The 18,240-nt window shown below is 62.7% G+C and carries 14 protein-coding genes and 1 tRNA gene; 12 read left to right on the forward strand and 3 right to left on the reverse strand.

Going from position 1 to position 18,240, the window contains the following annotated elements:
• Positions 1 to 46 precede the first annotated feature (46 nt).
• A complete protein-coding gene (locus C4Q26_RS14540) occupies positions 47 to 1,099 on the reverse strand; it encodes a FliC/FljB family flagellin (protein ID WP_104883233.1) in 1,053 nt (350 codons plus the stop codon).
• A gap of 287 nt (positions 1,100 to 1,386) precedes the next feature.
• On the opposite strand from C4Q26_RS14540, the gene C4Q26_RS14545 reads away from it, so the two are divergent.
• Positions 1,387 to 2,211 (forward strand): motility protein A, encoded by an 825-nt coding sequence (locus C4Q26_RS14545; protein WP_104883234.1) that lies wholly within the window; start codon positions 1,387 to 1,389, stop codon positions 2,209 to 2,211.
• The gene (locus C4Q26_RS14550; protein ID WP_104883235.1) at positions 2,208 to 3,074 is read left to right on the forward strand and encodes an OmpA family protein; all 867 of its coding nucleotides are present in this window, start codon (positions 2,208 to 2,210) and stop codon (positions 3,072 to 3,074) included. The genes C4Q26_RS14545 and C4Q26_RS14550 overlap by 4 nt, the downstream gene beginning before the upstream one ends.
• A 4-nt stretch (positions 3,075 to 3,078) precedes the next feature.
• Here C4Q26_RS14550 and C4Q26_RS14555 read toward each other — a convergent pair whose 3' ends face one another.
• Positions 3,079 to 4,470 carry a PLP-dependent aminotransferase family protein gene (locus C4Q26_RS14555; RefSeq protein ID WP_104883236.1) on the reverse strand — a complete coding sequence of 464 codons (1,392 nt, stop codon included), beginning with the start codon at positions 4,468 to 4,470 and terminating at the stop codon, positions 3,079 to 3,081.
• Between the two features lie 442 nt (positions 4,471 to 4,912).
• Between C4Q26_RS14555 and C4Q26_RS14560 the strand changes: the two genes are divergently transcribed.
• From C4Q26_RS14560 to C4Q26_RS14610, 10 genes are all read left to right on the forward strand, one after another.
• On the forward strand, positions 4,913 to 5,938 hold the full coding sequence (locus C4Q26_RS14560) for a TauD/TfdA family dioxygenase (protein ID WP_023382616.1): 1,026 nt from the start codon (positions 4,913 to 4,915) through the stop codon (positions 5,936 to 5,938).
• A gap of 30 nt (positions 5,939 to 5,968) precedes the next feature.
• Positions 5,969 to 6,754: a TSUP family transporter gene (locus tag C4Q26_RS14565; RefSeq protein ID WP_023382615.1), complete on the forward strand. Its 786-nt coding sequence runs from the start codon at positions 5,969 to 5,971 to the stop codon at positions 6,752 to 6,754.
• A 24-nt stretch (positions 6,755 to 6,778) separates the two neighbouring features.
• The gene (locus C4Q26_RS14570; RefSeq protein ID WP_027907535.1) at positions 6,779 to 7,540 is read left to right on the forward strand and encodes an SDR family NAD(P)-dependent oxidoreductase; all 762 of its coding nucleotides are present in this window, start codon (positions 6,779 to 6,781) and stop codon (positions 7,538 to 7,540) included.
• A gap of 400 nt (positions 7,541 to 7,940) precedes the next feature.
• Positions 7,941 to 11,009, forward strand: a complete 3,069-nt coding sequence (gene fdnG, locus C4Q26_RS14580) for a formate dehydrogenase-N subunit alpha (protein WP_148299938.1) — start codon at positions 7,941 to 7,943, stop codon at positions 11,007 to 11,009.
• Positions 11,009 to 11,959: a formate dehydrogenase subunit beta gene (gene fdxH, locus C4Q26_RS14585; protein ID WP_104883237.1), complete on the forward strand. Its 951-nt coding sequence runs from the start codon at positions 11,009 to 11,011 to the stop codon at positions 11,957 to 11,959. Before fdnG ends, fdxH begins: the two co-directional genes overlap by 1 nt.
• A complete protein-coding gene (locus tag C4Q26_RS14590) occupies positions 11,956 to 12,612 on the forward strand; it encodes a formate dehydrogenase subunit gamma (RefSeq protein WP_023382610.1) in 657 nt (218 codons plus the stop codon). The genes fdxH and C4Q26_RS14590 overlap by 4 nt, the downstream gene beginning before the upstream one ends.
• 4 nt (positions 12,613 to 12,616) lie before the next feature.
• Positions 12,617 to 13,537, forward strand: coding sequence for a formate dehydrogenase accessory protein FdhE (fdhE, locus tag C4Q26_RS14595; protein WP_104883238.1), 921 nt, complete (start codon positions 12,617 to 12,619; stop codon positions 13,535 to 13,537).
• A gap of 133 nt (positions 13,538 to 13,670) precedes the next feature.
• Positions 13,671 to 15,098, forward strand: a complete 1,428-nt coding sequence (selA, locus tag C4Q26_RS14600) for an L-seryl-tRNA(Sec) selenium transferase (protein WP_023382608.1) — start codon at positions 13,671 to 13,673, stop codon at positions 15,096 to 15,098.
• Positions 15,095 to 17,017 (forward strand): selenocysteine-specific translation elongation factor, encoded by a 1,923-nt coding sequence (selB, locus tag C4Q26_RS14605; RefSeq protein WP_104881186.1) that lies wholly within the window; start codon positions 15,095 to 15,097, stop codon positions 17,015 to 17,017. The genes selA and selB overlap by 4 nt, the downstream gene beginning before the upstream one ends.
• Before the next feature lie 6 nt (positions 17,018 to 17,023).
• Positions 17,024 to 17,119: transfer RNA gene (locus C4Q26_RS14610), tRNA-Sec, on the forward strand.
• Positions 17,120 to 17,206: 87 nt separating this feature from the next.
• Here the strand turns inward: C4Q26_RS14610 and C4Q26_RS14615 are convergent.
• A complete protein-coding gene (locus C4Q26_RS14615) occupies positions 17,207 to 18,196 on the reverse strand; it encodes an asparaginase (protein ID WP_023382606.1) in 990 nt (329 codons plus the stop codon).
• Between the last annotated feature and the right edge of the window lie 44 nt (positions 18,197 to 18,240).

Here is an 18,240-nt window from a genome sequence, read left to right on the forward strand (position 1 = left end):
CTCGCGCCGCGCCTTCCAGGCAACCAGAGATCGCCGAGCGTTAGCCTTACTGCAGCAGCGACAGCATCTGCTGCGGCATCGAGTTGGCCTGGGACAGCACCGAGGTACCGGCTTGCTGCAGGATCTGCGCGCTGGTCATGGCCGACACTTCAGTTGCGTAGTCCACATCCTGAATCCCGGAGCGGGCGGACGTCAGGTTGGTTACCGTGGTCGAAATGTTGGTGATCGCCGAGTCGAAACGGTTCTGGATTGCACCAAGGTCCGAGCGCATGGAGTCGATGGTATTCAGTGCGCTATCCAGCGAAGTCAGGGTGTTGGTGGACTTCTTGGTGACCGCGTTGTCGGTGTCGATGGTGATGGTCGCGGTAGTGGTGGTGCCGCTGGTGGTGGTGTCCACCTCGGCGGCGTAGGTCTTGCCACCCACAGTGAGGAAGTAGTTGCCGTCGGCGTCTTGAGAGAGGGTGCCGCCGCTGACGGTGGTGCCCGAGCTGTCAACGTAGCTGGTATTGGTGGAGGTGATCGCGGTACCCGACGCGTCGTTCAGGGTGACTGCGGTCAGGGTGGTGTCGTAGCCGTTGACGTTGAAATCGCCCAGGCCCAGCGTCTCGGCGTTGATCTCGCTCAGCGAGATTTCGATGGTTTCACCGTCGTTGGCGCCTACCTGAATGCTGATGGTCTGGTCTTTGGCCAGTACGGACACGCCGTTGAACGAGGTCTGTTCAGAGATGCGGTTGATCTCGTCCAGGCGCTGGGTAATTTCGTCCTGGATCGACTGCAGGTCGGACTGGGAATTGGTGCCGTTGGCTGCCTGAACCGCCAGCTCACGGATACGCTGCAGGTTGTCGTTGACCTGGTCCAGCGCGCCTTCGGTGGTCTGTGCCAGGGAGATGCCGTCGCTGGCGTTGCTGCTCGCCTGCTCCAGGCCGGTAATCTGCGAGCTCATGCGGTTGGCGATGGCCTGGCCGGCGGCGTCGTCGGAGGCGCTGTTGATCTTCAGGCCAGAGGACAGGCGCTCGATCGAGGTGCTCAGGCTGCTTTCCGAAGCGCTCAGGTTCTGTTGAGCAATCAGCGATGTGATGTTGGTATTGATGACAGACATCTTGTGGTTCCTTTTCGTGGTTGGGCACTTGTGACAAGCACGGGTCTGGCGCTCCACACATACAGCGCCTTGGTCTTGCTGACAGCGCGAACATCGGCGCTTGAAAAACGCACCTTTAGCGCCGCACCAAAAAAAATTTGCCCTGGTGCTTCCTCACCACGATCAGCACGTCCCGTCACGCAAACTCGCCGCTAAAAGTGGCTGTATTAGCCCCTTTGCCTGGCGGCCCTTGCCGCTATAAAGCGATGCATCATTGTCAACGGCCGGGGGCCGTCCACGGAGTGTCCATGAACCCATCGACCCTGATCGGCCTGTTCGCCAGCCTGCTATTGCTAGCTGTGCTGATCATGTACGGCGCGCAGCAGCCTTCGCTGCTCATCGACCTGCCCAGCCTGGCCATCGTGCTAGGGGGGACTTTCGCGGCCACCTGCATCAGCTACCCCTTGGCCGAGGTTCGCCGCATCGGGCGCCTGCTGGTCACCGTCATGCGCATAGAGCGCGAGCGCGCGCTGCACGATATCGATGATCTGGTGAGCCTTGCCCGGCGCTGGGTCGATGGCGACAGCCGCGCGGTGGAGAAGGCGCTGGCGCAGGTGCAGAACCCGTTCCTGTGCTCCGGCGTGCAGCTGCTGGTCGACCAGGTGGCGGAGGAGGACATCCTCGAGATCATGCAATGGCGCCTCGCCCGCTTGCGGGCCAAGGAACAGGCCGAAGCGCAGATGTTTCGCGCCATGGCCAGTTATGCCCCGGCCTTTGGCATGCTGGGCACTTTGGTCGGCCTAGTGAACATGGTCTTCGTGCTGGGTGATGGGGACCTGGGTAATGTCGGCCGGCAGATGGCGATGAGCCTGACCACCACACTGTATGGCGTGTTGCTCGCCAACTTGCTGTTCAAGCCGGTGGCGGTCAAGCTCGAGCGGCGTACCGAGCGGCGGGTGGTGCTGATGAACATGATTCTGCAAGGCATCTCGATGATGGCCAGAAAGCGCAGCCCAGGGCTGATGCGAGAAACCCTGAAGACGCTGGTCGATCAACAGCAGGACGAGTTGCAGGAAGAAAGTGCCCGGCGTATCGACCCCACGTTGTTCGCGGTCTGGCGCAAACGCCCATGAGCCTGCTCAATGCCTCGCACAATAGTGTGGCCGACAATCGGCACTGGCTAGCGCATCAGCGCGCGCTTGAAGTCGAACTGATGAAAGCTCGCGAACGGCAGTGTAACCTCAAGCGCTCGGCCATTGCGCCGGCCTGGTTGGGCGATACGGCAGCGCAGACCGATGCCGAGGGCTGGATGATGACCTACCTGGACCTGATGACACTGTTGCTGGTCATGGTCCTGGCCATGCTCGCCCAAGCCATGATCAGCCGCAACCAGCCGACGAAAATGCCGTCTGGCCTTTCCCAGTCGCTTGATGTTGCCCAGCTGATCCGCGTTGAGCCGCCAGGCGCTCTACTGCGAGTTGCACAGATTGCGCCAGAGCAGCAAGCTGTAGCCGAAGCAGAACCCATCGCCGAGGAGCCTATTCCTTCGGCCCCGGAAACCGAAAGTAACCCACTGGTTGGACTGCCGTTGGAGCAGCTGGGCAGTGACATTCAAGTGATCCGCAATGAACGCAGCATCAGTTTCCGCATCGACAGCAGCATTTTGTTCCACTCCGGGCAGACCGACCTCGATCCCAGGGGGCTGCAAGCCCTCCAGCGTCTGGCGCGGGTATTGAGCGGTATCCCCCACCGGATAATCGTTGCTGGCCACACCGACAATCGCACTATCCGCAATGCTCGCTACCCGTCGAACTGGGAGCTCTCTGGCGCACGGGCTGGCAGCGTCGTGCGCTACCTGCAGCAACAAGGCATCGCCGGCGTCCGGCTCACCGCTGTTGGCCTGGCCGACACCCAGCCGCTGGCGGACAACAGCGATGCGCAAGGGCGGGCGAAGAATCGACGGGTCGAGCTGACGCTGGAGCGCCCTGAACCGTGAAGGTTCAGTAGAACAGCCGCGGCTCCGGCGAATCCAGCAGGCTGGCCAGCTTGGTCAAGGCGAAGCTCAGTTCCTGGCGGCTGGGTGTCATCAAGGCGATGCGCACGCCGCAGGTGGCGGAGGTCCGCTCTGGCAGGAACTGGCTGCCACTGACAACCGTCACCCCATTGTTGCGCGCCAGGTTGGCGAACTCGTCGCTGGTCCAGGGCTCGGGCAATTCCAGCCAGATGTGGAAGCTGTTGGGCTGGCTGCGAATGTTGTACTGGCCGAGGATTTCCCGTGCCATCTGCTGTCGCGCCGCGGCTTCGCTCTGCTGGACCTGGATCAACTGATCGGCCTTGCCGCTGTTGATCAGGTTGCTGGCCAGCTGGGCCATCAGTGGCGAAGGCATCCAGACGCTGCTGCGCACCATCGACGACAGCCGCGACAGCGTCTGCGGCGGGGCATACAGGTAGCCGATGCGCAGCGCCGGCAGCACGCTCTTGGACAGGCTGGTCAGGTACACCGAGCGCTCGGGCGCATAGGCGGCCATTGGTTCGTACTCGGGGTTCGGTTCAAGAAACCCGTAGATGTCGTCATCGATGATGAACAGGTCGAATTCACGCGCGATCTGAGCGATAGCTTCGCGTCGCTCGCGGGGCATGATCGAGTTGGTCGGGTTCTGGTGGGTCGCCACGCAAACCAGCAGGGCAGGGCGATGCTCGCGACAGGCCGCACGAAGCGCCTCCGGAATGAGACCGTGCTCGTCCATCGCCACACCGCGCAGACGGCGACCCATGCTGTGCGCAAGCGAAATGATGCCGGGGTAGCAGAACGACTCGCACAGAATCACATCGTCGCTTTTCGACAGGCTGCTGATGGCTACCAGCAGGCCATGCTGCGCGCCAGAGGTCAGCACCACCTGCTGCCAGCGGGCCTCGGGCAACCAGCGCTGGATCCAGGCGGCACCCGCTTGCTTGTGCGTCGCATGGCCACCTTCGGTGACGTAGTCCAGCACTTGCGCAAGATCGGGGGCGTCGGCCAGCGCATTGATCGCGCCGCGCAGCCAGTCGGCCATGTGCGCGTCGTTGGGTTTGATGATCGAGAGGTCGACCTGGCTGCTGTCGCCTTTCTGCGCTGCAGGCACCGTCTGTAGCGCAGGCGTGGGTGTCGCGGACTGTCGCTGCAACACGAAGGTGCCACGGCCGACCTCGCCAACCACCAGGCCGCGCTTGGCAGCTTCGTCGTAAGCCCGGCCGATGGTGCCAGGGGTCACGCTCAACGCCTCGGCCAGGTCCTTGAGTGTTGGCAAGCGATCGCCAGCTGCAAGACGACCGCTGCCGATGTCCTGTTCGAGGGCGTCGGCGATCATCAGGTAGACCGGTTGCGACAGGTCGCTGTAGTGAGGAACCCACATAGAAATGGCACCAGAATCTGCGAGAACGCGGAAGCCTAGCACGAATGGTCTTATAGAGGTAATTGCAATTTCCTACGGGTTAATTACCTCTATTGCATCGGTTCTGCTCTGTGATCGGTCGATACGAAGGCGCGTTCTCGCCGGTCCAAGGCGGGTGGTAGGGTGCCGGCTCTTCGCCAGACCATGTTGAAATCTTTTGAAATCAATGGCTTGATTGAGTCGGTGCAATTTTGTGCGTAATCATTGTAAAAATTTAATTGAATCGAGTCATTTTCCGTTATTACAATGATTGAGTCGATGCAATGTGCCTGCGCCGCTCGGACGTACGCCCTGTCATCGCATTGTTGTGAACGGCTTCAAAAAATAACGACGTCTGCCGCCTCTGCCCGGCTTAGCACGACAACGAATGGCCCCAAGCTAGTTCAATGGAATATCACTCGAAATGGAAAGCGCACACCTGCAACAAGCAGCCGAAACTCAGGCCTCACTGGAGATTCGCTTGCCTTGGGTCGTCTCCAGTGCCTGGCAAACCTTGCTGAACAACACGCCGCTCGACTTCGAGACCAGCAAAGACCTTTATCCACAACTCAAGGACCAGGCGCAGGAAGTGCTGGGCAAGGCGCTGTGTCAGCAGATTCATCACTTCGTCGAAAACCCTGACCTGACCTCCCTGATCGTGCGCAACTGCCCCCGTGACCGCGATGTGCCGCCAACGCCGTACTCCGGCGTACTCAGCCCGCGCAGCACGCCGGTTGCCTGCCTGGTCAGCCTGACCATGCAGAGCCTGATGGGCATCCACCCGATCGTTTACGAAGGCGAGAACGACGGCCGGCTGTTCCGCCATGTCATCCCGGCGCGTAGTTCCTCCAGTCACAAGAGCTCGCATGGCTCCCGACTGCGTTTTTCCTATCACGTCGACAACCCTGACCTGCCATTGTCCTCCGAGCCCATCGGCGAGGCGTCCTGCTGCCCGGAGTACCTGTCGTTCTTCGGTATGCGCTGTGACCCGCGCATCAGCACCACCCTGGTCAACCTCGATGCCGTGATCGCAGCCCTGCCAATGGCCACGGTGCGAGAACTGTGCCTGCCGCAGTTCGAGATTCGCCGTCCGGACTCCTTCACGGGTAACCGCCGTCGCACGGCCGAGCTGCCGGTGCTGGTACGCGGTCAATCCGGCGAGTGGTTGTGCCGCTTCGACAGCGAGAATACCCATGGCCTGAACCTGCGTGCCGAACAAGCGTTGGCCAGTTTGCGCAGTCTGTTGGAAACCCGCCGCTTCGATGAGCCGCACCTGTTACTGCCAGGCGACTTCATGATCTTCAAGAACCAGCGCGTGCTGCATGCCCGTGATGGCTTCGAGCCACAGAACGACGGCGCCGACCGCTGGTTGTTGCGACTGTTCGCGGTCAATGACCTGAACCGGGTTCGCCTGGCCCGGGCCGACCACCTCTACGAAGTTCTCTCGTAACCCTCTCCACCACTCGACGGACACACTGCTATGGAACTGTTAGGCGCCTTCTGGGCGGAACATTGGCTGTTGGCGATTTTGCTGCTGGGCGCAATCGCCTTCATCGCTGGCTTCGTGGATAGCATCGCTGGGGGCGGTGGGCTGTTTCTGGTCCCAGGGTTTCTGCTGGTCGGCATGCCGCCCCAGGTCGCCCTGGGCCAGGAGAAGCTGGTGAGTACGCTGGGAACCCTGGCGGCCATCAGAAACTTCCTGGCCAACAGCAAGATGGTCTGGCAGGTGGCGTTGGTCGGTGTACCGTTCTCGCTGCTCGGTGCTTATCTAGGGGCCCACCTGATCGTGTCGATCTCCCAGGAGACTGTGGGCAAGATCATCCTCGCACTGATCCCTTTCGGCATCCTGATCTTCCTTACCCCTAAAGATCGACCTGTCGAAGAACGCGAGCTGTCGACGCGCATGCTCTACACGGTGGTGCCACTGACCTGCCTGGTGATCGGCTTCTACGACGGCTTCTTCGGACCAGGTACCGGCAGCATGTTCATCATCGCGTTCCATTACCTGTTGCGCATGGACCTGGTATCCAGCTCGGCCAACTCCAAGACCTTCAACTTTGCCTCCAACATCGGTGCACTGGTGGCTTTCGTGATGGCGGGCAAGGTGGTCTATCTCCTGGCCGTGCCCCTGGTGGCCTGCAACATCCTCGGCAACCACATGGGCAGCGCCCTGGCCATCCGTAAAGGCAACGAGGTGGTACGCAAGGCCCTCGTGTTCTCGATGCTGTGCCTGTTCACCAGCCTGGGCGTGAAATACCTGGCCTGACCCCCTGACTTCTGGAGATCCCTGATGAAAACAGCATTCGTAACCGGCGCATCCTCTGGGTTTGGCCGTGCCATCTGCCAAACCCTGGTCAAGAAGGGCTACCGCGTCATCGGTGGCGCCCGGCGCACCGACAAACTGCAGGAGCTGGAAGCGGAACTGGGCGACAATTTCATCCCGCTGACGTTGGATGTCACCGATGCCCGATCGATTGCTTCTGCGGTAGAACAGATCAACGAGGCGGCGCCCAGCATCGATGTGCTGGTCAATAACGCCGGGCTGGCGCTGGGCATCGAGCGTGCCCAGGTCAGCAGTGCCGAGAACTGGCAGCGCATGATCGACACCAATGTCACCGGGTTGGCCATGGTTACCCATGCCGTGCTGCCGCAGATGGTGAAGGCCGACAGCGGTATGATCATCAACATCGGCTCGATTGCGGGTACTTATCCCTACCCCGGTGGCAACGTGTACGGTGCCAGCAAGGCTTTCGTCCGCCAGTTCAGCTTGAACCTGCGCGCCGATCTGGCAGGCACCCGCGTGCGCGTCAGCAACATCGAACCTGGGCTGTGTTCGGGTACCGACTTCTCGGTGGTGCGCCTGAACGGTGACTTGGCCGCGGTGGAGGCGCTGTATCGCGACGTGCAGGCAATTCAGCCCGAAGACATTGCTGCCACCGTTGCCTGGATCGCCGAGCAACCGGCCCATGTGAACATCAATACCGTAGAAATGATGCCAGTTGCGCAGAGCAGCGCGGCGCTGAACGTGGTGCGCAACCTGCCAGAGTGCTGAAAAGCCTGCATCCCACCTCCATGGTGCTTGCCACCGGATCGTCAGCGCCCATCAGAACGAGCGCCGCCCGCGCGGCGCTTCGCTCCCTTTTTCTCAGCCAATTTCGTCTGTGGCGTACGGCGGTAACGTGCAGATCGCACTGGCATAACTGGCCCAAAACGAACGTAGGAGCGAGCCTTGCTCGCGATGCGATGCGATGCGATGCGCGGGCGGTCGGCGCTCGATCTCATGTGCACTGAATAGCCCAAGACATACCCAACGACTCCCCCCATGACCCACGTCATCGCACTTCCATGAATCTTGTCTAGTCTTAACGGTTGGCGGCATCTATTTGCCACCACCGTGACTACCAGAGGCGCCGGCCAAGTCCCGCGCGCTCACACCTGATCAGGAGTACACGATGGACCTCAACCGTCGGCAGTTCTTCAAGGTCGCCGCCGTCGGCCTTGGAGGCTCGAGCCTGGCGGCGTTGGGCATGGCCCCGACGCCAGCCTTCGCCGAGCAGGTGCGCCACTTCAAGCTGGCGCACACCCACGAGACGCGTAACACCTGCCCCTACTGTTCGGTCGGCTGCGGCCTGATCATGTACAGCCAGGGTGATGCGGGCAAGAACGTCAAACAGAACATCATCCATATCGAAGGCGACGCCGATCACCCGGTCAACCGCGGCACCCTATGCCCGAAAGGCGCTGGCCTGCTGGACTTCATCCACAGCGCCAGTCGCCTGCAGTACCCTGAGGTGCGCAAGCCGGGCAGCAAGGAGTGGGTACGGGTCAGTTGGGATGATGCGCTCGACCGCATCGCCGACCTGATGAAGCAGGACCGCGACGCCAACTTCATCGAGAAAAACGCCCAGGGTCAGACGGTCAACCGTTGGCTCACCACTGGTTTTCTCGCTGCATCCGCCGCCTCCAGCGAGGCTGGCTACCTGACCCACAAGGTCATCCGCGCAACAGGCATGCTGGGGTTCGATAACCAGGCGCGTGTCTGACATGGCCCGACGGTGGCAAGTCTTGCCCCGACGTACGGCCGTGGCGCCATGACCAACCATTGGTCAGATATCGCCAACGCGAATCTGGTCCTGGTGATGGGTGGCAACGCAGCAGAAGCGCATCCTTGCGGCTTCAAGTGGGTGACCGAGGCCAAGGCGCACAACAAGGCGCGGTTGATCGTGGTCGACCCGCGGTTTACCCGTACCGCCTCGGTGGCGGACTACTACGCGCCGATACGCACCGGCAGTGATATCGCCTTCATGGGCGGGCTGATCAATTACCTGCTGAGCAACGACAAGATCCAGCACGAATACGTGCGCAACTACACCGACGTGTCGTTCATCGTCAAAGAAAACTATGGTTTCGAGGACGGGCTGTTCAGCGGCTACGATGCGGCCAAGCGTGTGTATGCCGACAAATCCGGCTGGGGATACGAGCTGGGTGAAGATGGCTTCGCCAAGGTCGACCCGACGCTCCAGCACCCGCGATGTGTCTATCAACTGATGAAGCAGCACTACAGCCGCTACACACCGGAAGTGGCGAGCATGACCTGTGGCATGCCGCAGGACGCCATGATGAAAATCTGGGAGGAGATCGCCACCTGCTCGGTACCGGGCAAGACCATGACGATCCTCTACGCGCTGGGCTGGACGCAACACTCGATCGGTGCGCAGATCATCCGCAGCGCCGCGATGGTGCAGTTGCTGCTGGGCAACGTTGGCATGCCGGGGGGCGGGGTCAATGCCCTGCGCGGGCACTCCAACATCCAGGGTCTGACCGACCTTGGCCTGCTGTCGAACTCGCTGCCGGGTTACCTGACCTTGCCTGGTGACGCCGAGCAGGACTACGCCGCCTACATCGACAAGCGCGCCTCCAAACCGTTGCGCCCCGGCCAGCTGTCATACTGGCAGAACTACGGCAAGTTCCATGTCAGCTTGATGAAGGCCTGGTTCGGCGCCAATGCAACTGCGCAGAACAATTGGGGCTACGACTGGCTACCCAAGCTCGACGTACCAGCCTACGACGTGCTGCGCATGTTCGAGATGATGGGGCAGGGCAAGGTCAACGGCTACATGTGCCAGGGCTTCAACCCTATTGCCGCGTTGCCGGACAAGAACCGCGTCACTGCGGCCTTGGCCAAGCTCAAGTGGCTGGTGATCATGGACCCGCTGGCCACCGAAACCTCGGAGTTCTGGCGCAACGCCGGGCCGTTCAACGATGTCGACACGGCCAACATCCAGACCGAAGTCATCCGCCTGCCCACCACCTGTTTCGCCGAGGAAGATGGTTCGCTGGTCAACAGCAGTCGTTGGTTGCAGTGGCACTGGAAAGGCGCCGATGGCCCGGGCGAAACACGCACCGATGTGCACATCATGAGCGAACTGTTCCTGCGCCTGCGCAAGCGGTATCAGGCCCAAGGCGGTGCTTTCCCGGACGCGCTGATGAGCATCAACTGGCCGTACAAGGTCCCCGAAGAGCCATCCCCGGAGGAACTGGCCAAGGAGATGAACGGCTGGGCAGTGACCGACCTCACCGACCCGACCGGAGCGCAGCTCAAGGCCGGCCAGCAGCTGTCGGGCTTCGGTCAGCTCAAGGATGACGGCAGCACCGCCTCCGGCTGCTGGATCTTCTCCGGCTGCTGGACCGAGCAGGGCAACCAGATGGCCCGCCGCGACAACAGCGACCCCTATGGCATGCACCAGGTACAGAACTGGGCATGGGCCTGGCCCGCCAACCGTCGCATCCTCTACAACCGGGCCTCCAGCGACCCACAAGGCAAACCGTGGGACCCGGAGAAGAAGCGCCTGGTGTGGTGGAACGGCAAGGCCTGGACAGGCACCGACGTGCCCGACTTCAAGGTCGACTCGCCACCGGAGGCGGGGATGAATCCGTTCATCATGAACCCTGAGGGCGTGGCGCGGTTCTTCGCCATCGACAAGATGGCCGAGGGGCCGTTCCCCGAGCACTACGAGCCGTTCGAAACGCCGATTGGCATCAACCCGCTGCATCCGCAGAACCAGAAGGCCACGAGCAACCCGGCCGGACGGATCTTCGATTCGGTGTGGGACACCTTGGGCAAGCACGACGAGTTCCCTTACGCGGCAACGACCTACCGGCTGACCGAGCACTTCCACTTCTGGAGCAAGCATTGCCGACTCAACGCCATTGCCCAGCCCGAGCAGTTCGTCGAGATCGGCGAGGTGTTGGCCAATGAGAAGGGCATCAAGGCGGGCGACCGGGTGCGGGTGTCGAGCAAGCGCGGGCATATCGAAGCGGTAGCGGTGGTGACCAAGCGGATTCGCCCGCTCAAGGTCAACAACCAGACCGTGCACCAGATCGGCATCCCGTTGCACTGGGGCTTCACCGGGGCTACTCGGCACGGCTACCTGACCAACACGCTGGTGCCGTTCCTCGGTGACGGCAATACCCAGACGCCGGAGTCCAAGTCGTTCCTCGTCAAAGTGGAGAAAATCTGATGGCCAGCCAAGACATCATCGCTCGCTCGGCCACCACCACCGTACCGCCTTCGGTACGCCAGCAGCAGGAAGTGGCCAAGCTGATCGACACCACCAAGTGCATCGGCTGCAAGGCCTGCCAGGTGGCGTGTTCGGAGTGGAACGAGTTGCGTGACGAGGTCGGCCACAACCATGGTACCTACGACAATCCTCAGGACCTGAGCGCTGAAACCTGGACCCTGATGCGCTTCACCGAGCACGAGCGCGATGACGGTAACCTGGAGTGGCTGATCCGCAAGGACGGCTGCATGCATTGCGCAGACCCAGGTTGCCTGAAGGCGTGTCCGAGTCCGGGGGCGATCATCAAGCATGCCAACGGCATCGTCGACTTCAACCAGGACCATTGCATCGGTTGCGGCTACTGCATCACCGGCTGCCCGTTCAACATTCCGCGGATCTCGCAGAAAGACCACAAGGCATACAAGTGCACCTTGTGTTCCGACCGCGTGACCGTGGGCCTGGAACCGGCCTGCGTGAAGACGTGCCCAACCGGGGCGATTGTGTTCGGGACCAAGGACGAGATGAAGGTTCATGCCGCCGAGCGTATCGTCGATCTCAAGTCGCGAGGCTACGACAACGCCGGGTTGTACGACCCCGATGGTGTCGGTGGCACTCACGTCATGTACGTGTTGCACCATGCCGACACGCCCAAGCTTTACGCCGGCCTGCCGGACCAGCCGGTGATCAGCCCGCTGGTCGGGTTGTGGAAGGGCTTCACCAAGCCGCTGGCGCTGCTGGCCATGGGCGCGGCGGTGCTGGCTGGATTCTTCCACTATGTGCGGGTCGGCCCGCAGCGTGTCGAGGAGGATGAACACCCCGCACCGCCGGGTGATGGCGTGCATCAGGTGGACCCGTCGGTCCATGTCTATGATCCTAAACAGCCCGGCGGGCAGGGGGAGCAGCGGCCATGAACGACAACAAGCCTATCCTGCGCTACAACGCCAACGAGCGGAGCAATCACTGGGTCGTGGCGATCCTGTTCGTGCTCGCTGGACTGTCGGGGCTGGCGCTGTTCCACCCAGCGCTGTTCTGGCTGAGTCACCTGTTCGGTGGCGGCCCATGGACGCGCATCCTGCATCCGTTCATCGGGGTAGCGATGTTCGTGTTCTTCCTGGGCCTGGTGCTGCGCTTCTGGCGTGCCAACTTCATCACCGCCAATGACCGCCTGTGGTTGCGCCGCATCGACCGGGTGATGCTCAACAAGGAGGAAGGCGTACCGCCGATCGGCAAGTACAACGCGGGCCAGAAGCTGCTGTTCTGGACCCTGTTGGTGTGCATGCTGGTGTTGCTGGTCAGTGGCGTGGTGATCTGGCGAGCGTACTTCAGCCATTACTTCGACATCGGCGCCATTCGTCTTGCCTCCTTGCTACATGCCTTGGCAGCCTTCGTGCTGATTCTCAGCATCATCGTGCACATCTATGCCGGGATCTGGATCAAGGGCTCGGTAGGCGCCATGTTGCATGGTTGGGTGAGCCGCGCCTGGGCGCGCAAACACCACGCGTTGTGGTACCGCGAAGTGACTGGCGACAAGACGCCGACCCCTCACGGACGTAAAGAAGGATGACCGTTTGAGCACGATACTCGAGCCAGGGCAGATCGAAGCCTCGGCAGTGATGCCGCCGTTTCTGCATCTGCCCCCCGCCAACCTGTTCGAGCTGCGCGCCACGCGCCTCGAACAATTATCCACAGGGCATGCCTTGGGTGACTATTTGCGGCTGGTCGCCCGGCTGTGCCGCATTCAGCAACAGCTTGTGGATAACCCGCCCAGCGGTTTGCCGGTGGCAGAAGACCGTCAGCGCTTGTGTATGAGTCATGGGTTGCCGCCGCTGGCCGCAGATAGCCTGGTTCGCGAAGGCCCGTGGCTGGGATGGCTGCAGGCGTTGCTCGATCACTTCGACAGTGAAGCTGATGGCCCGCTGGTCGATGCCTTGCAGGCCCTGCGTGGCAGCGACGATGGCCAGCGCAAAGGCTGGGGCATCGCCCTGCTCGCTGGCCAGTACGACGCAGTGCCGGCGGCGCTGGTCCCCTTCATTGGCGCGGCTTTGCAAGCGGCCTGGTCGAGCTGGTTGCTGGCGTTGCCCGCGCCCGAACTCCAGCCCACCGCTAGCCTGGCCCAGTGCCCGGCTTGCGGTTCGCCGGCCATGGCCGGCGTAGTGCGCAATCGCGGCAAGCACAATGGGTTGCGTTACCTGGTATGTTCATTGTGCGCCTGTGAATGGCATGTGGTGCGGGTCAAGTGTGTGTACTGCGAGTCGAGCAAAGGCTTGCGTTACACCTATCTGGAGGATGACCGCCATGCGCCGGGCAAGGCGCCGCTGCGTGCCGAATGCTGCCCGGGGTGCGAAAGCTACCTGAAGCAGAATTACCTGGAAAACGATGCAGCGGCCGAGCCGCTGGCCGACGACCTGGCCAGCCTGGCGCTGGATATCCGCCTGGACGAGGAGGGCTTTCATCGCCTGGCACCTAACCTGATGCTCGCGCCCGGATAGTGGGGAGTGTCTACACTGCAATACCGAGTCGCCTGATTCGCGGGTAGGCCCGCTTTCGCAGCGGGATCTGCGCGAGCGGGTTTACCCGCGAAGAGGCCAGCACAGACAACGGATCAGTCCAAGGTAGTACCGCATGTCATCCAGCGTAGCCAGCGACACCCCACGCCTGCCTTCCATCGACACCCTCCTGCGCCACCCGGCCAGTCTTGCGCTGATCGACCGCCACGGTCGCGATGCCGTGCTCGCCACCCTGCGCCAGCTGCTAGACGATCTGCGCGAGCCGGCTCGCGCCGGCCAACTCTGCGCCGCCGAGCTGGCCGCTGAAGTGCTAGTGGGCCGCGCGGGCGAGCGCCTGGCCATCCAACAGCGCAGCCACGTGCGCCGCGTCTTCAACCTCACTGGCACGGTGCTCCACACCAATCTCGGCAGGGCACTGTTGCCGGAAGAGGCCATTGAGGCCATGCAGACCGCTGCCCGCTATCCGCTGAACCTGGAATTCGACCTGGCCACCGGCAAGCGCGGTGACCGTGACGACTTGATCGAAGGCCTGATCCGCGAGCTGACTGGTGCCGAAGCCGTCACCGTGGTCAACAACAATGCCGCCGCCGTGCTGCTGGCGCTCAATAGCCTGGGCGCGCGCAAGGAAGGCGTCATCTCGCGCGGGGAACTGATCGAGATCGGCGGCGCCTTTCGCATTCCCGACATCATGGCCCGTGCCGGTGTACGCCTCCATGAAGTCGGCACCACCAATCGCACCCATCCCCGCGACTACGAAGCGGCCATCGGCCCGCGCACCGGTCTGTTGATGCGCGTGCACTGCAGTAACTACAGCATCCAGGGTTTCACCACCCAGGTGGCCACCGCAGAACTGGCGCGCATTGCTCACCAACATCAGCTGCCACTGCTTGAAGACCTGGGCAGCGGCAGTCTGCTCGACCTGACGCGCTGGGGCCTGCCGGCCGAACCCACGGTTCGCCAAGCGCTCGCCGATGGTGCCGACATCGTGACCTTTAGTGGCGACAAACTGCTCGGCGGCCCTCAGGCGGGCATCATTGTCGGGCGCAAGGCGCTGATTGCCAGAATCAAGAAAAACCCGCTCAAGCGAGCCTTGCGGGTCGACAAGATCACCCTCGCTGCACTCGAAGCGGTGCTGGCGCTGTATCGCAACCCCGACCGCCTGGCCGAGCGCCTGCCCAGCCTGCGTCTGCTGACCCGCAGCCAAGCCCAGATCCAGGCCCAGGCCGAGCGTCTGGCACCGGCACTCACGGCCCGCCTGGGTGAGCAGTGGCGGGTCAGCGTGGAGCCGGCGCTGGGCATGATCGGCAGTGGCAGCCAACCCGTGGCGCGTTTGCCCAGTGCTGCGTTGTGCCTGCGTCCGCAGGTGTCGAAGAAGTTGCGCGGGCGCAGCCTGCATGTGCTGGAGCGTGCCCTGCGAAGCCTGCCCGTGCCGGTGCTGGGGCGCATCGACGACGATGCACTGTGGCTCGACCTGCGCCAGCTCGATGACGAAGCCCAATGGCTGGCGCAACTCCCTGCCTTGCAGTTGGGGCCTGTGCAGTGATCGTAGGAACCGCTGGCCACATCGACCATGGCAAGACTGCGCTGTTGCAGGCACTGACGGGCCAAGCGGGTGACCATCGCCAGGAAGAGCGTGCCCGTGGCATGACCATCGACCTCGGTTATCGCTACGCATCCCTCGCCGAAGGGGCGCCGTTGACCGGCTTTATCGATGTGCCCGGCCACGAGCGATTTATCCACAACATGCTGGCCGGGGCGCATGGCATCGACCTGGTGCTGCTGGTGGTGGCCGCCGATGACGGAGTCATGCCACAGACCCGTGAGCACTTGGCGATCATCGAACTGCTGGGCATTCCCCAGGCGCTGGTGGCGATCAGCAAATGTGACCGGGTGGAACCCGTGCGTTTGCTGGAGGTGCAGGCGCAGGTCACCGAGTTACTCGCGCCAGGGCCTTACGCCGGCGCACCGCAGTTTCCGCTGTCGAGCATCACCGGTGAAGGCATCGGATCCCTGCGTGAGGCCTTGCTGGCGGCCGAAAGGCGTGTGCAGCAACGTAGTGCCCGCGGGGGCTTTCGCCTGGCCGTAGACCGTGCCTTTGCCGTCACCGGTGCAGGTGTGGTGGTCACGGGGACGGCGTTGGCCGGGCAGGTGAGTGCAGGCGACACGTTGTGCCTGGGCAAGGCAGGCAAGCCGGTGCGGGTGCGTGGCCTGCATGCGCAGAATCAGGCGGCCCTGGTGGCCGAAGCGGGGCAACGGGTGGCGTTGAACGTCACCGCCGAACGCCTGACCGTCGAGCAGGTGCATCGGGGCGATTGGCTGGTGCCTGAATGGCTGCATGCTCCGAGCATGCGGGTCGATATTGAACTGACCCTGTTGGCGGGAGAAACCCGCACTTTCGAACATTTCAGTGCCGTGCACGTACACCTGGGCACCCAGGACGTCACTGCCCGTGTCGCGCTGCTGGAGGGCGAGCGATTGTCGGCGGGCCAGCGCATGTTTGCCCAGTTGCTGCTCAACGCCCCGTTACAAGCCGTCCACGGCGACCGTTTGGTGCTGCGCGACCAGCGTGCCCAGCGCACCTTGGGCGGCGGCAAGGTCCTCGATCCGTTCGCACCCAGTCGCCAGCGACGCAGTGATGAGCGCCTGCGTCAGTTGCAAGTGCTGCGCGATGCCGAGGGGCTGGAGCATGCTCTGACGACGTTGCTGGAAAACGCACCTGGCGGAGTGGATCCGCAGCGCCTTGAGCGCCAGTTCAACCGTCTGCGAGAAACCTGGCAACTTCCAGCCAATGTGTGGGTGGTCGCTACCCGGCAAGGCCAGTTGTTGTTCGATAAAGGCCAATGGCAACGACTCAGGATCCGTGTGCTGGAGCAACTGGCGGCATTCCACGAGCAAGAGCCCGACCAGCTTGGTCCCGACCGCGATCGCTTGCGTCGCTTTGCTGCCTTGCCGCTTGAGCGGCCGGCATTCGTCAGCCTGCTGGATGAGTTGCTGAATGAAGGCGCGATTGCCAGCAGCGGTGCTTGGCTTCACCTGCCTGGTCACAAGGTTCAACTGAGCGATGCCGACAGCGCGTTGTGGTCGCGTCTGCAGCCTCGCTTGCTGGAGGGGCAGTTCGACCCGCCGTGGGTGAGGACCTTGGCCAGCGAGGAAAAATGTCCCGAAGCGGATGTGCGTCTGCTGTTACGCAAGTTGGCGCGGTTGGGCTTGGTGCACCAGGTGGTGCGCGACCTTTTTTACCCTGAAGCGACCCTGCAGTGCATGGCAGAGCTGTTGCTTGCGCAGGCCAATGAAACCCCGATAGTGCAGGTTGCGGCGTTTCGCGATATGTTGGGCATCGGTCGCAAGCGCAGTGTGCAGATTCTCGAGTACTTCGACCGCATCGGTCTGACCCGCAGGGTCGCCGATCAGCGTCACATCCGTGCCGACAGCGCCCTGGCACAGCAGCAGGGCAGGCCCTGAGTTCAAGGAAGGCAATCGCGCCCGGTGGCGCGGCCGGGCTTCAAACCCGGTTGGGGACGGCAGCCGTTCCCGGGCAGGTTCGACTCCCGCTGCCTTCCGCCAATTTTTTTGTACGTGGGAATGGCGTGTGGGCTGTTGGAAGCTTGGCGCAAGGTGGCCGCGCCCATGGGGTCGAGCGCAACGCCCAAGTCAGGCCCGCTCCCCACACAGATCCAACGCAAACCACCGCTCGGCCGCATCCGCATCCAACCCTGCTCCCAGCAGTGCAAACAGCTTGCCCAACGCCGCCTCACGGGTCATGCCGCCACCGCTGACCAACCCCGCACCTCGCAGCTTGTTACCTGCCGCATAGGTATCGAACACCACCGAACCCTCAGGGCACTGGCTGATCGCAACGATCATCACGCCACGCTGGCGTGCCGCCTGCAGCACCTCCAGCAATGCGTGGTCATCCGAAGGGCCGGTGCCACTGCCGTAGCACTCCAGCAGCAAGCCTTGCACACCGCTGTCGAGCAGGGCGCGCAGGTGATCGGCCTGCAGGCCGGGGAACACGGGCATCACCGCAAGGTTCACCAGCTTGCGCGGCTGGCGGTAATCCAGCGCGGCAGGCACGCTACCGACACGTTCGCCCTCGCGATGGCGAGGCAGGACGGCAAATGCGTCGAATGCTTCGCTGCGCAGCTTCGAGGCGCGGCAGCCGTGCAGTAGCTGGCCGTGGAAATACAGCTGCACGCCCTCTTCAAGGCCTGCCTCGAACTGACGCAGCGCGCCGCTGAGGTTGTCCCAGGCATCGCTGCCCGGTGCGCCCGCCGGCAACATCGAGCCTGTCAGCAGCACCGGCACTGGCAGGCCCAGCAGCAGGAACGACAACACGGCGGCGCTGTAGGCCAACGTATCGGTGCCATGCAGCAGCAACACGCCGTCGTGGCCGCCAACCTCGACAGCCTCGACGATGGCATCACGCATTGCCAGCCAGTTGGCTTGCTGCATGTTGGCGCTGTCGAGCAGCGGGTTCATTTCCATCAGCGACCACTGCACCTGCGGCGCGTCGGCCTGCTGGGCAAAGTGTTCGCGCATCCGCGCCTCGAAACCACCGGCCGGGGCCAGGCCTTCTGGGGTTTCGAGCATGCCGATGGTGCCTCCGGTGTAGAGGACGAGGAGATTCTTGACTGCACGCATGGAAAGCATCCGTAGCGGTGAGCGGAGAAAGAACAGCCGCCCAC

This window comes from Pseudomonas sp. SWI44 (assembly GCF_002947915.1).
In the GTDB taxonomy this organism is placed as follows: domain Bacteria; phylum Pseudomonadota; class Gammaproteobacteria; order Pseudomonadales; family Pseudomonadaceae; genus Aquipseudomonas; species Aquipseudomonas taiwanensis.